Below are 14314 nucleotides of genomic sequence, written 5' to 3'. Positions count from 1 at the left end.
CAGGCGCTGAAGTGAATATGTCGATGAATACGTACTCGTTGACCTTTTAACGCCTGCCAAGCCGGCTACGCACACGTAGTCCTTAGGTGCGCAGACCTGACTGTCATCGCGTCTCCTCTATACGACAAAGGCCCGATCGACCATGAAGTGCCCGAAAGCGATGGACGCTCCCTCGTCCGAGCCGCCTGTCGCAGCGATCGATGCCAGAAGCGTTAGAACGTTGCCTGAAATGTTCGAGGCTGCCTGTACGCGTTACGCAGGACGCCCCGCGTTCAGTTCGTTCAGTCACACGCTCGAATATCGGGACGTTGCGCTATACGCGCACCGCTTTTCCGCGTTTCTTGTCAACGAATTCAAACTTGCGCCGCTCGAGCGTGTCGCACTCATCTTGCCGAATGGCTTACCCTATGTCGTCGCCTTTTATGGCGTCCTCGACGCCGGGCTCGTCGTCGTCAATATCAATCCGCTGGCTACGCCTCGTGAGATTCAGATCCAGCTCGCCACGGCGGCTGTTTCAGCGATCGTCATACTGGAAAATTTTGCCTGCAAACTGGACGAAATCCTGGATGAGAATCAGGCGAAGGCTGTTATATCCGTCGCGGTGGGCGATCTGCTTCCGCTGCCCAGGCGCGCCGCAATGGATTTTGTACAGCGCGTCGTGCGTGACTCGATTCCGCCTGCAAAAAGGGAATACTGGACATTCAGTGCGGCCTTGTCGTGCCGGCATTCGATCGAGCGAGATCACATCCGCCCCAGTCTCGACGATGTCGCGCTGCTGCAATACACGGGAGGAACGACAGGCACTCCCAAGTGCGCGATGCTCACGCATCGCAACCTTAGCTCGAACGTCGCACAGATTCGTGCATGGCTGGGTTCGGCGTTCTGTTCTTCGCCTCAGACCATTCTCACGCCGCTGCCGCTCTTTCATATATTCGCGCTGACCGCCAGTCTGCTGACTTTCTTTGAAATCGGCGGGCACAATGTCCTGGTAACGGATCCTCACGACCTTGCCGCGCTCGTCAGAACCGTGCGCCACGCACGGCCCACCGCGCTGCTAGGCGTGAATACACTATTCAATGCCCTTCTCACCGCACCGCATTTCGACGCTGTGGACTGGTCACACCTGCGTCTCGTGATCGGCGGCGGCGCAGCGATTCAGGCTTCGGTTGCCGCGCGATGGCAGTCAGCAACGGGAGTGCCGATTATCGAAGGGTACGGGCTGACCGAAGCGTCGCCAGTCGTCTGCGTGAATCCGATGGATGCAAAGCACTTTTCCGGATCAGTCGGTCATCCGTTGCCTTCAACCGAGGTTAGCATCCGTGACGACAACAACGCAGCTGTCGCCGCGGGTGTCATCGGAGAAGTCTGGGTCCGGGGCCCGCAGGTCATGCGCGGCTACTGGATGAACCCCGTCGAGACCGCGGAAGTGATCTCGCCCGAGGGCTGGCTTCGCACGGGGGACGTTGGTTATCTCACGCCCGCGCAGATGCTCGTCCTGGTGGACCGCAAGAAAGACGTGATCGTCGTGTCCGGTTTCAAGGTTTACCCCTCGGATGTCGAAACCGTGGTCTGCGCGCTTGCGGGCGTAAGCGCCGCTGCGGTAGTCGGCGTGCCGGATGAAAGGACCGGACACGCCGTCAAACTATTCGTCGTCCGGTCCTCGGCGGATCTTACTGCCGCCGCCGTGCTGGAGCACTGCCGCGCTAATCTAAGCGCCTACAAGGTTCCCCGGTCAATTGAATTCCGTGACACCTTGCCGCTGAACCAGCTCGGCAAGGTACTCCGCCGAACGTTAACCTGACCGAGCCAGGGATGCGATTGCAGGGTAACGGCGCGTGATTGCGCGCGAGGCGCAATTCAGCAATTGACAACGATCAAGCGCCCTCCTCCCCGTCGCGCCTATGCTGAAATCCCGACACGGAAGCGGTCGTGCGATATGAACGAAGACGTCACCCGCCGCCGATCGAGCGACGCCCAACGGTTGCTCGATATAGCCGATGCTTTCGCCGCTGAAGTCGGCCCACGGGGATACAGGCCACATGGCGTCACGCTGAACAGCGAGTTCGAACGTGACCTTGGCCTCGACAGTCTCGCGCGCACCGAACTGCTGGCTCGCATCGAGAAAACGCTCGGCGTGCATTTTCCGGTTGCGTTGTTCGAGCAGGCGAAGACGCCCGGCGATTTACTGCGCGCACTTGAAGGAGAAACATCGGTGCAACCGGGGTGCGCAATCGGCACCGCTGAGCTTCCAGCGCCGACCGACACCCTTGACCCGCCGATCGCCGCACAAACGCTGGTCGAGGCATTGCAGTGGCACGTATCCCGGCGACCTGAGCACACGCACATCGTATTTCTCGACGAGGAAGCGTCGTCACACACAATGACCTACTCGGCGCTGTACGAGGCGGCCCTACGGGTATCGAGCGGGTTGCACAGGCTCGGCGTGAACCCCGGCGACACCGTCGCACTGATGTTGCCGACCGGTAACGACTATTTCGCCAGCTTTGCGGGAATCCTGCTTGCCGGCGCAGTAGTCGTGCCGGTGTATCCGCCGGTGCGATCGGCACGGATCGACGATCACCTGAAGCGACACGCGGCCATTCTGCTGGATGCGCGCTCACGCGTCATGATCGTGCCGTCACACGCACTCGTAGCAAGCCTTGTGGCAAAGGCGCGGATACCGACGTTGCGTGAGATCGTGACGACGCATCAGCTCATGGGCGAAACGGACAATGAGCGGTATATCCCTCGCGCACAAGACGTCGCGTTGCTTCAGTACACTTCCGGCAGCACAGGTGCGCCAAAAGGCGTGGTGCTCACACACGCCAATCTGCTCGCCAATATCCGGGCAATGGGAGAGACTGCCCGGATCGAGGAACACGACATCTTCGCAAGCTGGCTCCCTCTGTACCACGACATGGGCCTGATTGGAGCCTGGTTCGGGCCGCTTTACTTTGGTATCCCGTTGATTCTGATGTCCCCGCTGACGTTCCTCGCACGTCCAGCGCACTGGTTGCAGGCGATCGGCCACTACCGCGCCACCATTACGGCGGCACCCAACTTTGCCTACGAGCGATGCACGCGCCGGATCGACGACGCCGATCTCGAAGGCGTCGATCTGTCTTCATTGCGCCTCGCATTCTGCGGCGCAGAACCCGTCAGCGCGCCGACCATGCGAGCATTCGCCTCACGCTTTGCCGATCATGGGTTCAGGGAGACCGCCCTGACCCCCGTCTACGGTCTGGCGGAAAACACGCTTGGACTGGCGTTTTCGGAGCCGGGCCGCGGGGTGCGAACAGACTGTATCAGTCGCATCCGACTGGCTGAGTCACAGCGTGCAGCAAAAGCGGAATCACCTGATGACGTACTCGAGCTGGTCTCGTGCGGACGCGCATTACCCCGCAACCAGATCCGCATCGTTGACGTCGACGGCAATGACGTATCCGAGAGAACGGTCGGGAGAATTGAATTTCGAAGCCCATCCGCGACGCGCGGGTATTTTCAGAATGCGGAGCTGACCGCGCGGCTAATTCATGTTGGCTGGCTCGATACCGGCGATCTGGGATATATGGCCGATGAAGAACTGTTCATCACGGGCCGCGTAAAGGATCTGGTGATTCGGGCCGGGCGTCACTTCTTCCCCTATGAACTGGAGGCGGCTGTCGGGCATCTGCCTGGCGTGCGCAACGGTTGTGTCGCAGTGTGTGGAACGCCCGACATTGAGACCGGTACCGATCGCCTGATCGTCATTGCGGAGACTCGCGAAACGGCACCTGAGGCACTCGCGGCGATGCGCACTGGCATCAACGAAGCCTCCGTGGCTCTGCTGGGCGCTCCGCCGGAAGAAATCGCTCTGGTCCCGCCGCATAGCATTCTGAAGACATCGAGCGGCAAGATTCGTCACGCGGCTACGATGGAGATGTACCTGCGTAGTCGCGGGAATCTCCTGCCACGCCCTGCGTGGCTTCAGTGGCTCGACGTCGGAACGAACACCGTACGGCCAATCGGCCGGCGGGTTCGAGCCGCCGCCAGGCAGATCGCGTACGGCGCATGGTGCTGGCTGGTCGTAACCCTGATCGCCATACCGACATGGTTGATGACCGTATCGCATCCGGATGCCAGGCGAAACTGGGCGATTGCATCGCGCGCGGCACAGCTAGCCCTCATGCTTGCAGGCATTCGTGTGACGGTACGCGGCGCCGAACTCATCGACATGGCGCGGCCGGCGATCTTCGTTGCAAATCACGCGAGCTACCTTGACGGGCTGGTGTTGCTGGCGGCCATCCGCATGCCGCTTGCCATCGTCGCCAAGCGTGAGTTGGCCGGCGGATTGCTGATGGGTGCCTTCCTTCGGGCAATCGGCACCCGCTTTGTCGAGCGCATCGACTATGCGCGCATGACCGAAGACGAACGCGAACTGGTGAAGCAGGCGACGGCTGGAACCTCGCTGCTCCTCTTTCCTGAAGGAACATTCGTCCGATCCGCGGGACTGCGGCAGTTTCGTCTCGGCGCCTTTGTGGCCGCCTGCGCATCGCACCGGCCTGTCGTACCGGTCGCAATCGCGGGCGCACGCGTTGTGCTTCCGGATGGACAGTGGTTGCCAACGCGAGCCGACGTTACCGTTACCGTGCTCCCCGCTCTGGAACCAACAGGAGACGACATGAAGGCTGCTGCGGCCCTGCGTGACACCGCACGCGATGCAATAGCAGGCCATTGCGGGGAACGGATTCTGAGTGAAATTTCCCCGCTGGAAACCCCCACTCGTCACACCGAGATCTAAGCCTGCGCTATTTGAGGGTTCACCCGGTTCGACACCAGAATGCCCATGCCAGGACGGACACTAACTGCGCCGCTCCGACATCTGCCCGGGTGCCATGGGCGGGGACGCCGGAATGGCGACGATCTGATTAGCCTTGACATGGTCCGGAGCACTGGTCCGTGCTGAAAACGAGTTTCGAACAGCCGCCAACTTGACAGCGCCCATGGACACGGCACGGGTGCTTATCTCACCGTGGCCGACGGGTTGACTGACTGGACCGCCGCCTCGCTTCGCGCCTCGCCCCGGGCCGGGCCGATCACCAAGCCCGCCTGCGCCAGCAGGCGCCGCAGTCCCAGTTTCGGGTATTTACGGTCCACCGCGCGCACGTCGGCGCGCGTCTCCTCGATGATCCAGTCGCGCACTTCCGCGGCAACCGGCCGCAACGGCCGGTTCTCCGGCCACACCAGACAGCAGCGCCGGTCCGTCATGACCAGTTCCTCCTCCGCGGGCAGCAGCGCGCCCTCGAGAAGCCAATGCGACACCACGTTGAGCCAGCCGAGTGCGACACCCTGCCCAAGCAATGCCGCCTGCACGACGATGGCGTAGTCGTTGAAGCTCAGCATGCTCGCGGCGTGCCGCCCCTGTGCCGCAAACGCGGCGAACCTGTCATGCCAGCCGCGCTCGCCGTCGTCCATCACGATCACCGTATCGCCGTGCTTGCGGCCCGCCTCGGTCGCGGCTGTCTCGTGATAGCGCCGGTTGCACACCGGCAGCAGCGTCTCCGGCATCACGAGCACGCTGTTCTCGCCGATCTGGTCCTCGCGCAGGAAGCGCATGCCGAGATCCACATCGACGAGCGGCCCGCCGATTCGCCCCGAGATGAGCTGAAACCGCAAGTCGACATTCGGAAACGCCTCGTTCAGGCGACTCATGCGCGGCATCAGCCAGTGTGTGGTGAACGCGGTGGACACCGACAGCGTGACCGACTCGACACCGGTTGCGCGCGCTTCGATCTCGCGTATCGCGCTTTCTATGCCGTCGAAGCCTTCGGATATCTTCCGGTAAAGGATCCTGCCGCTCTCGGTCAGCTCGATTCCGCCCCGCACGCGCTCGAACAGGCGCACGCCGAGATGGTCTTCCATACGCGAGAGCATGCGGCTTACCGCCGGCTGGCTGACATATAACTCCTGCGCCGCACGCGTGAAGTTGCCGCAGCGCGCGGCCGCCTCGAAGACGAACAGCGCGTTGGCGCTCGGCAGTTTTTTGCGAAGGTTGGGCATGACCTGATGTTATGCCCTATCCAACAATTTGGGAATTGCCGCCAAAAATGGCTCGGCCTATATTTTCCCTAACGCAGGCTTCTACAGCGAGACAGGACGCAATGGACGCACGAGCGAAAACAGGTGTTTCGATCCGATCGGCAGCGAAACGTTATGGCCACGTCGTGGCCCTCGACGACGTTTCACTCGACATCGCCCCCGGCGAATTCGTGTCGCTGCTCGGCCCCTCGGGTTCCGGCAAGACCACCCTGCTCGGCATTCTCGGCGGCTTCGTGCAACCGAGTTCGGGAGCGGTCTGGGTCGGCGAGCGCGACATTACATTTGCGCCGCCGCACAAGCGCGACATCGGCATCGTCTTTCAGAACTACGCGCTCTTTCCGCACATGAGCGTGGGCGATAACGTCGCCTTTCCGCTGCGCGCGCGGCGTCAACCAAAAGCCACGTGGGCGAGGAAAGTCGCCGACGCGCTCGCGATGGTCGAACTCTCCGGCTACGAGAGCCGCGGCATCGGCCAGCTGTCGGGCGGCCAGCGCCAGCGCGTGGCGCTCGCCCGGGCCATGGTGTTCGAGCCGCAACTGATCCTGATGGACGAACCGCTCTCCGCGCTCGACAAGCAACTGCGCGAAACCATGCAGATCGAGCTACGGCGGCTGCATCGCAAGCTCGGCGCGACGATCGTCTACGTGACGCACGACCAGCGCGAAGCGCTCACCATGAGCGACCGCGTAGCCGTGCTGAAGAACGGCCGGCTCGTGCAGATCGACACGCCCGAGCGGCTCTACGACCGCCCATGCGACGCGTTTGTCGCGAGCTTCATTGGTGAGGCGACACTGCTTGCCGTGACGCGCGCCGGCGACGACGCCGTGCGGCTCGGCGACACGGTGCTGCGCACCGCGCACCCGCTGCCACGCGGCGACAAACTGCTGCTCGCGGTGCAGACCGAAAAACTCGTGATCGATAGCGGCGACAGCCGCGACGGCGTCAATCGGCTGGCATGCCGCGTCACCGAGGTGCTGTATCAGGGCGAAAGCTTGCGCGTGTTCGCAACCCTCGCCGACGGCACCGCCATCAGCCTCAGGCAACCCGGCGGGCACGACTCGCGCCGCCGCATTCCCGAGCCGGGCGCGCCGATGAGCGTCGTACTCGATCCGCAGGACACGATCGTCGTGCCCGCCTGATTCCATTTTGCTATTTCCCGCCCTCGCCAGGGCAAACCCTCTCCCGATTCACAGCACACTGCAAAGGATGATTTCATGAAGCTCACCGATTTCAAGGTCCTGACGTTCGACGTCGTCGGCACGCTCATCGACTTCGAGCGCGGCGTACTCGCCTCCGTGCGCCGCCTCGGCGGCCCGGCCGCGAAAGACCTGACCGACGACCAGATTTTCGAGCCGTATATGCGCGGCCGTGCGGCCTACCCGGGCCGTTCGAGCCATGAAATGGCGAACGTCTACCTGTCGCTGGCAAAGGAACTCGGTCTGCCCGACGACGCGCAATCGGCCGCCGCCTTCCAGCGCGACGTGCTCGAATGGCCGGCGTTCGCGGATTCGGTCGCGGCGCTCAAACGTCTGCGCAAACACTTTCGCCTTGTGGCCATGACCAATGCGGACCGAGTCGCGCTGTCGGCCTACGCACACACGCTCGGCGACCCGTTCGACGACACCGTCTGCTGCGACGAAACTGGCGTCGCCAAACCCGATCCGCAATTCTTCGCGTACAACCGCGGCCGTCAGGCGGCGTTCGGCTACAAGTTCGGCGAAATTCTGCACACCGCGCAGAGCCAGTATCACGACATCGGCGTCGCCACCAGCCTCGGCTACGCGACCTGCTGGATCGAACGCCGTCAGGGCGCGAAGGGCTTCGGCGCCACGCCCGTGCCGGAAGCCGTCACCACGCCGACCTTCAAGTTCGCGACGCTCGGCGCGCTCGCCGACGCCGTCGAAGCCGAAGCGCGCCTCGCCGCCTGAGCCGATGCTCGCGCCGACGCCACCCCACACGCCCGCGCCTGATTCGCTGTGGCGGGCGCTCCTAGCCGCCTCGCCCGGCGCCGGTGCGACGCTCAGCACCGGCGTGCCGCTCACGCGCGATCTCGAGGTCGAGGTCGCCGTGATCGGCGCGGGCTACTCGGGCCTCGCCGCCGCGTATGCGCTGCAAAAGCGCGGCGTCGACTGCGTGGTGCTCGATGCGAATCCGGTGGGCTGGGGCGCGAGCGGCCGCAATGGCGGCGTGGTGTCGTCCAAGTTCAGACTGTCGTTTCCCACGATCGACAAGCTGCACGGCCTCGATACCGCCAAACGCATGCACCGGCTCGCGCACGAGGGCGTGCGGGTCGTCGAGACGCTGGTCGACGAATTCCAGCTCACGCGCGCCCGCTTCGAGGCGACCGGCAGCCTGCGCTGCGCCCACACGGAGGCCGCCTTCGCCGCGATTCGCGCGGAGGCCGACTGGGTCCGCACGCAACTCGGCGATACCACGATGACCGTGCAATCGCGCGCCGAGATCGAACACGAGACGGGCTCGAAAGGTTTTGTCGGCGGCGTGCTGAGCGCGGACGCCGGCACGATCCTGCCGCTCGAATACGTGTGCGGACTCGCGCGCGGCCTCACACTACGCGGCGTGCCGATCTACGAAACGACGCCGGTGCGGCAGATGCACCGCGCGTCCGCCGAGCCGCGCGTAACGCTGCGCACGCCCGCCGGCACGGTGCGCGCGAAGCAGGTGATCGTCGCGACCAATGCCTACTCCGATCTCACGCCGGCCACCGCGGCGTATCAGCGTGAACTCGTGCCGTTTCGCAGCGCGATGATCGCCACCGAGCGGCTTCCCGCCGAGCTCGACGCGCGCCTGATGGTCGAGCGCCGCAGCTACACCGAAACGCGGCGCATGATGAAGTGGTTCCGCAAGGTGGACGGCCGCATGCTGTTCGGCGGACGCGACGCGTTCGGCAAGGAGGGGCAAACGACCGGCTTCGACGCGCTGCAGCGCGCCATGGTCGCGCTCTTTCCGGATCTCGCGGACGTGCGCGTGGACTATCGCTGGTCGGGGTATGTGGGCATGACGTTCAATTCGTTGCCGCATGTCGGACGCAGCGATGACGCCACGACCTTTTGTCTGGGGTATAACGGAGCAGGCGTCGCGATGGCGAGTCTGCTCGGCCAGCATGCCGCCGCGCTCGCGCTCGGCGAGACGCCGGAGCTCTCGCTGCTCGGCGCGCCCGGCTTGCGGCCCGTGCCCTTTCATTCGCTGCGCGCGCCGGGTGTGAGACTCGTCGCGGCGTGGTATCAGTTTCTCGACGCCGTAGGTGCATGATGACAACCGCCAAGCGGATGCTCCAGGGAACCACCTTGACGCAAGCCACCGAGTCCGATCCCGCCACGCGCTATCAGCGCCGCGAGGATCGCACCATGCTGCTGCTAATGACACCGGCGCTCCTCGTGATCGTCGTGCTGCTGGTCGTGCCGCTCGCGTGGCTGTCGTGGCAGTCCATCTATCACGACGGCTTCACGCTCGAAAACTACCGGCGCATGTTCACGGGCGCTTACCTCGAAACGTTCTTGCTGACCTTCAAGCTCAGTATCATCGTGACCGTCATCACGTTGCTGCTCGGCTATCCGGTCGCCTACTTCGCCGCCTCGTTGCCGCCGAAGCTGAGCGCGCTGGTGCTCGGCATGGTGATTCTGCCGTTCTGGACCAGCGTGCTGGTGCGCACCTACGCGTGGCTCGTCCTGCTGCAGCGCACGGGGCTGGTCAACAAGGCGCTGATCGCGTCGGGCCTCGTCGACCGGCCGGTGCAACTCGCCTATAACCAGTTCGGCACGGTGATCGCGATGGTTCACATCCTGCTGCCGTTCATGGTGCTGCCGCTCTATTCGGCAATGCAGAAAATCCCGTCGAATCTTTCGCAAGCCGGCGCGAGCCTGGGCGGCTCGCCGCTGCACGTATTCCTGCGCGTGTTCCTGCCGCTGTCGATGAGCGGCGTGTTCGCAGGCGTGACGCTCGTGTTCGTGCTCTGCCTCGGCTTCTACATCACGCCTGAGCTGATGGGCGGCGGCAAGTCGATCATGGTGTCGATGGTCGTGAGCCGCAACATCGAGATCTACAACAGCTGGGGCGCGGCGAGCGCGGTGAGCGTCGTGCTGCTGATCTGCGTGTTCGCGATTTTCTATGCCGCGAGCCGCGTGGTGCCACTCGAAAAGACCCTGGGCGCGAAATGAGCAAACTCCCGTTCGGACGGATCGTCCTCGGCGCGATCGTCGTGCTGATCCTGCTGTTCCTGATGGTACCGGTGCTGATCGTCGTGCCGCTGTCGTTCTCCGATACGCGCTTCATGACGTTCCCGCCGCCGGCCTACTCGCTGCGCTGGTATCACTCGTTCTTCGACAATCCCGCATGGATCGACGCCGCGCGCGTGACGCTCACCGCGTCGATTTGCGCCGCGCTGATCGCCACGCCGCTCGGCGTGGCCGCCGCCTACGCGATCCAGAACGGCACGCACTGGATCATGCGCTATCTGCGCACACTGCTGATGTTGCCGCTGATGGTGCCGATCATCATTGTCGCGGTGGGCGTGTTCTTCGTGTACTCTCAGGCCGGCTACGTGAACACGCTCGGCGGCCTGATTCTGGCCGATACGATGCTCGGCCTGCCTTATGTGCTGATTTCGGTCGGCGCCGATCTGCGCACCTTCGACCGCACGCAGGAAATGGTCGCGCGCAGCCTCGGCATGAATCGGTTTCGCAGCTTCATGACGGTTACGCTGCCGCAGATCAAGGCAAGCGTCATCTCCGGTGCGGTGTTCGTGTTCATCCAGGCGCTCGACGAAACGGTGGTCGCGCTCTTCGTGTCGGGCGGTTCGAACCAGACGCTGACGCGCCGCATGTTCGTGACGCTGCGTGACGAGATCGACCCGACCATCGCCGCGATCAGCACGATGCTGACCGCGCTCACGCTGTGCCTTGTGATGATCGTCGTGGTGAGCCGCCGTTCGGGCGCGGCACGCGCCTGATTTCTTTCCTCAAGATACCTATTACATGGTCAATGCACTGAAGTTCTATATCGACGGCGCGTGGGTCGAGCCGTTGGGCAACGCACGCCGCTCCGTCGTCGATCCCTGTACCGAGGAAGCCTTCGCCGAAGTGGCGATGGGCACGCCCGCCGATGCCGATCGCGCGGTAGCCGCCGCGAAACGCGCGTTCACGTCGTTCTCGCAGACCACGCCGGCCGAACGCCTCGCGTTGATCCGCCGCATTCTCGAGGTGTTTCTCGAACGTCACGACGAGATGGGCGACACCATTTCGCGCGAACTCGGTGCGCCGCGCGCCATGGCGCATGCGTGGCAGGCCGGCATAGGCCGGCGGCATCTCGAAGAACTGATCCGCACGTGTGAGACGTTCGCCTGGCAGCGCAGGAAGGGCACGACGCTCGTCAATCACGAACCGGTGGGCGTGGTCGCGCTCATCACGCCGTGGAACTGGCCGATCAATCAGATCGTCTGCAAGGCCGCGCCCGCCATCGCGGCGGGTTGCACGATGGTGCTCAAGCCCAGCGAAGTCACGCCGCTGAACGCCCTGCTGTTCGCGGAGATACTCGACGCCGCGGGCGTGCCGCCGGGCGTCTTCAACCTCGTCAACGGCGACGGGCCAACGGTCGGCGCGGCGCTCGCGGCGCACCCCGACGTCGATATGGTGTCGTTCACCGGATCGACGCGCGCGGGCGTTGAAATTGCGAAGCTCGCGGCGCCGACAGTCAAGCGCGTGCACCAGGAACTGGGCGGCAAGTCCGCGAACATTCTGCTGGACGACGTCGATTTCGAGGCGGCGGTCACGGCCGGCGTCAACTCGTGCTTCAACAACAGCGGGCAATCATGCAATGCGCCGACGCGCATGCTCGTCCCCGCGGCACGTCACGACGAAGCCGTGGCGATCGCGCGGCGGGCGGCGCAAGCGCAGCGCGTCGGCCCTGCCGACCACGAGCGTACGACAATGGGTCCGGTTGTCAGCGGCGTGCAGTTCGAGCGCGTGGAGCGACTCATCGCGGCCGGTATCGACGAAGGCGCGCAGGTCGTGGCCGGCGGCCTCGGGCGTCCGCCGGGTCTTGAGCGTGGCTTCTACGTGCAACCCACCGTGTTCGCGGACGTGCGCCCCTCCATGACGATCGCGCGCGAGGAGATCTTCGGCCCGGTGCTCGCGATCATGCCGTACCGCGACGAGGAAGAAGCCATCGCGATCGCCAACGACAGTCCCTTCGGACTCGCGGCCTACGTTCAATCCGCCGATCTGGACCGCGCGCGGCGCGTGGCGTTCAGGCTCCGTGCCGGCAGCGTGTATCTGAACTACCCGTCATGGGACGCGGGCTCGCCGTTCGGCGGATACAAGCAGTCGGGCAACGGCCGCGAGTACGCCGAATGGGGACTCGAGGCGTTTCTCGAAGTGAAGGGCATTGTGGGGTTTGGCGACTGACTGTGTTCGGGCCTTGCTGGGCTAAATGCCCGGAGGTAGGCAACACATTCGCTGCTCGACACATGCGCCGGGCCGTCGCGTTGCAATGCGACGGCCCGGCATCACATTCACGCGCGTTCGCGCAACATATCCGCAATCCGCTCCGCGATCATGATGGTCGGCACATTCGTGTTCGCGCACGGAATCGAAGGCATCAACGATGCATCGCATACGTAAAGTCCGCTGACGCCATATACCGCGCCGCGCGCGTCGCACACGGCGAGCGGATCGTCGGCGGCGCCCATGCGGCAGGTTCCAGACGGATGCCAGGTGCCGCCCACCGAGCGGGTCACGAAACGCGTCAGCGCGTGATCGTCGGCAAGCAGTTCGTCGAGCGTCACGCCTTGCGTGACCACACACCGCACGAGCCAGCCGCGCAACGGTCCGGCAATGTCGAGCAGCGCGCTCAGCAGGCCGCGCTGCAATGCATTCCACACGCCCGGCACGGCCACGCTCGCCACGCGGGGTGAATAGCTCGAAGGCAGCAGCGTGTTGCGGTGCCTCGCCATCAGCGGATCGGCCAGAGTCCGGGCGCCAAAGCGCAGCGCGAGCTTCAGCCGTTCGAGATCGCGCGCGTCGGACAGCATGTTGAAGTCGACAGCGGGTTCGTCGTGCGGATCGGCCGACACGAGGCTCACGCGGCCGCGCGAGTACGACTTGTTGACCCAGAAAAAGAGCGTGCCGAGCCGGTAACCGACCGAGTGCCAACCCGATCGCGACAGGATCGCGCCGTGCATGTCGCCGGGCACCGCGCCGCTCACGCCCGAAGAAAAACGCACGATCGCCTGCTCGTGATGCTCGTCGGGATATAACGTGCGGGCGGCGCGCGGCAGAACTGCGGATACGGCGATCGACGGATGTTCCATCAGATTGCCGCCGACACCGCCGCGATCGGCCAGCACCTCGATACCGAGTGCGGTCAGCTCGGACGCCGGACCAATGCCGCTTCGCATCAGAAGGGCCGGGCTGTGAATCGCGCCCGCGCAGATGATCACCTGTCTGGCGCGCACTGCTTCGCTCACCCCGTCTTCGCCGACGAGCCGCGCGCCGATGGCGAGCTTGCCGTCGAACAGCACGCGTTCAACCAGCGTGTGCGTGCGGATCGTGAGATTCGGCCGGGCGCGCACGGCGTCGTCGAGATAGCAGACCGAGGTCGGGATGCGCTCGCCCGCTTCGCTCACTGCGATCGAACCGATGAACGTGCCGTCCTGCCACGTGCCGTTCTGGTCGTCATGCCGCGTGTAGCCGCGCGCGTCGAGCGTGTCGAGCACCGCGCGTACGAATGGCGAGATGCGCGCCCACGGTGTGCGCTGGATCCGGACGGGCCCGCTCGCGCCGTGCAACGCGCCGTCAAAGTCGCAATCGGTTTCGAGCTTGCGGAAGTACGGCAGACAGGCGGCCCAGTTCCAACCGTGCGCGCCTTGGGCGTGCCACTCGTCGTAATCGGTCGGCGCGCCGCGGTTCGCCATCAGCGCGTTGATCGCCGAACCGCCGCCGAGCAGGCGCGCCTGCTCGTAACGGCGTGTAGCGGCCGAGGCGCTCATGCGTGCCTTCAGGCGCTGCCAGATGTTCGTGGTGTCGAGATAGGCGCGGCCCGGATAGCGGCTGCGCACCGTTGCGGGCATGTCCGTTCGCGAGATATTGCGGCCGGCCTCGACAAGGCAGACGGTCTTACCCGCGTCTTCGGAAAGACGCGCGGCCAGCACGCAGCCGGCCGAGCCGCCGCCGAGAATCAGATAGTCGATCACGTTCAATGTATGCGCAGACGATGCGCCGTG

10 protein-coding genes are annotated in these 14314 nt (G+C 64.4%); 8 read left to right on the top strand and 2 right to left on the bottom strand.

Annotated elements, in window-relative coordinates; translation table 11 throughout:
- Window positions 1-229: 229 nt before the first annotated feature.
- The gene (locus AC57B1_RS26665; RefSeq protein WP_496419155.1) at window positions 230-1801 is read left to right on the top strand and encodes an AMP-binding protein; all 1572 of its coding nucleotides are present in this window, start codon (window positions 230-232) and stop codon (window positions 1799-1801) included.
- 63 nt (window positions 1802-1864) lie between these two features.
- Window positions 1865-4780, top strand: coding sequence for an AMP-binding protein (locus AC57B1_RS26660; protein ID WP_496419154.1), 2916 nt, complete (start codon window positions 1865-1867; stop codon window positions 4778-4780).
- A gap of 221 nt (window positions 4781-5001) precedes the next feature.
- Here the strand turns inward: AC57B1_RS26660 and AC57B1_RS26655 are convergent, their stop codons facing one another.
- Window positions 5002-6039 carry a LysR substrate-binding domain-containing protein gene (locus tag AC57B1_RS26655; RefSeq protein ID WP_408348152.1) on the bottom strand — a complete coding sequence of 346 codons (1038 nt, stop codon included), beginning with the start codon at window positions 6037-6039 and terminating at the stop codon, window positions 5002-5004.
- Window positions 6040-6140: 101 nt separating this feature from the next.
- Between AC57B1_RS26655 and AC57B1_RS26650 the strand changes: the two genes are divergently transcribed.
- From AC57B1_RS26650 to AC57B1_RS26625, 6 genes are all read left to right on the top strand, one after another.
- Window positions 6141-7217, top strand: coding sequence for an ABC transporter ATP-binding protein (locus tag AC57B1_RS26650; protein ID WP_091802646.1), 1077 nt, complete (start codon window positions 6141-6143; stop codon window positions 7215-7217).
- A 75-nt stretch (window positions 7218-7292) separates the two neighbouring features.
- On the top strand, window positions 7293-8006 hold the full coding sequence (locus AC57B1_RS26645) for an HAD-IA family hydrolase (RefSeq protein WP_091802649.1): 714 nt from the start codon (window positions 7293-7295) through the stop codon (window positions 8004-8006).
- A gap of 4 nt (window positions 8007-8010) precedes the next feature.
- Entirely contained in the window at window positions 8011-9348 is a 1338-nt protein-coding gene (locus tag AC57B1_RS26640; protein ID WP_496419153.1) for an NAD(P)/FAD-dependent oxidoreductase, read from the top strand.
- The gene (locus tag AC57B1_RS26635; RefSeq protein ID WP_408348146.1) at window positions 9345-10253 is read left to right on the top strand and encodes an ABC transporter permease; all 909 of its coding nucleotides are present in this window, start codon (window positions 9345-9347) and stop codon (window positions 10251-10253) included. Before AC57B1_RS26640 ends, AC57B1_RS26635 begins: the two co-directional genes overlap by 4 nt.
- Window positions 10250-11044 (top strand): ABC transporter permease, encoded by a 795-nt coding sequence (locus tag AC57B1_RS26630; RefSeq protein WP_408182148.1) that lies wholly within the window; start codon window positions 10250-10252, stop codon window positions 11042-11044. The genes AC57B1_RS26635 and AC57B1_RS26630 overlap by 4 nt, the downstream gene beginning before the upstream one ends.
- A 25-nt stretch (window positions 11045-11069) precedes the next feature.
- Window positions 11070-12497 carry an aldehyde dehydrogenase family protein gene (locus AC57B1_RS26625; RefSeq protein WP_091802660.1) on the top strand — a complete coding sequence of 476 codons (1428 nt, stop codon included), beginning with the start codon at window positions 11070-11072 and terminating at the stop codon, window positions 12495-12497.
- Between the two features lie 107 nt (window positions 12498-12604).
- Here AC57B1_RS26625 and AC57B1_RS26620 read toward each other — a convergent pair whose 3' ends face one another.
- Window positions 12605-14284, bottom strand: coding sequence for a GMC family oxidoreductase (locus AC57B1_RS26620; RefSeq protein ID WP_496419330.1), 1680 nt, complete (start codon window positions 14282-14284; stop codon window positions 12605-12607).
- Window positions 14285-14314: the final 30 nt, after the last annotated feature.

The sequence above is a fragment of the Paraburkholderia sp. BGA-UO-ETr-F21 genome (assembly GCF_059567925.1).
Note: the sequence above shows the minus strand (reverse complement) of the source record. Positions and strands in the feature narration are given on the sequence as shown.

What these genes read in the sequence shown, in the direction of transcription:
- AC57B1_RS26665 (WP_496419155.1), top strand. Translation starts at nt 230, where the DNA reads ATGTTCGAGGCTGCCTGTACGCGTTACGCAGGACGCCCCGCGTTCAGT.
- AC57B1_RS26655 (WP_408348152.1), bottom strand. Translation starts at nt 6,039, where the DNA reads ATGCCCAACCTTCGCAAAAAACTGCCGAGCGCCAACGCGCTGTTCGTC.
- AC57B1_RS26650 (WP_091802646.1), top strand. Translation starts at nt 6,141, where the DNA reads ATGGACGCACGAGCGAAAACAGGTGTTTCGATCCGATCGGCAGCGAAA.
- AC57B1_RS26645 (WP_091802649.1), top strand. Translation starts at nt 7,293, where the DNA reads ATGAAGCTCACCGATTTCAAGGTCCTGACGTTCGACGTCGTCGGCACG.
- AC57B1_RS26640 (WP_496419153.1), top strand. Translation starts at nt 8,011, where the DNA reads ATGCTCGCGCCGACGCCACCCCACACGCCCGCGCCTGATTCGCTGTGG.
- AC57B1_RS26635 (WP_408348146.1), top strand. Translation starts at nt 9,345, where the DNA reads ATGATGACAACCGCCAAGCGGATGCTCCAGGGAACCACCTTGACGCAA.
- AC57B1_RS26630 (WP_408182148.1), top strand. Translation starts at nt 10,250, where the DNA reads ATGAGCAAACTCCCGTTCGGACGGATCGTCCTCGGCGCGATCGTCGTG.
- AC57B1_RS26625 (WP_091802660.1), top strand. Translation starts at nt 11,070, where the DNA reads ATGGTCAATGCACTGAAGTTCTATATCGACGGCGCGTGGGTCGAGCCG.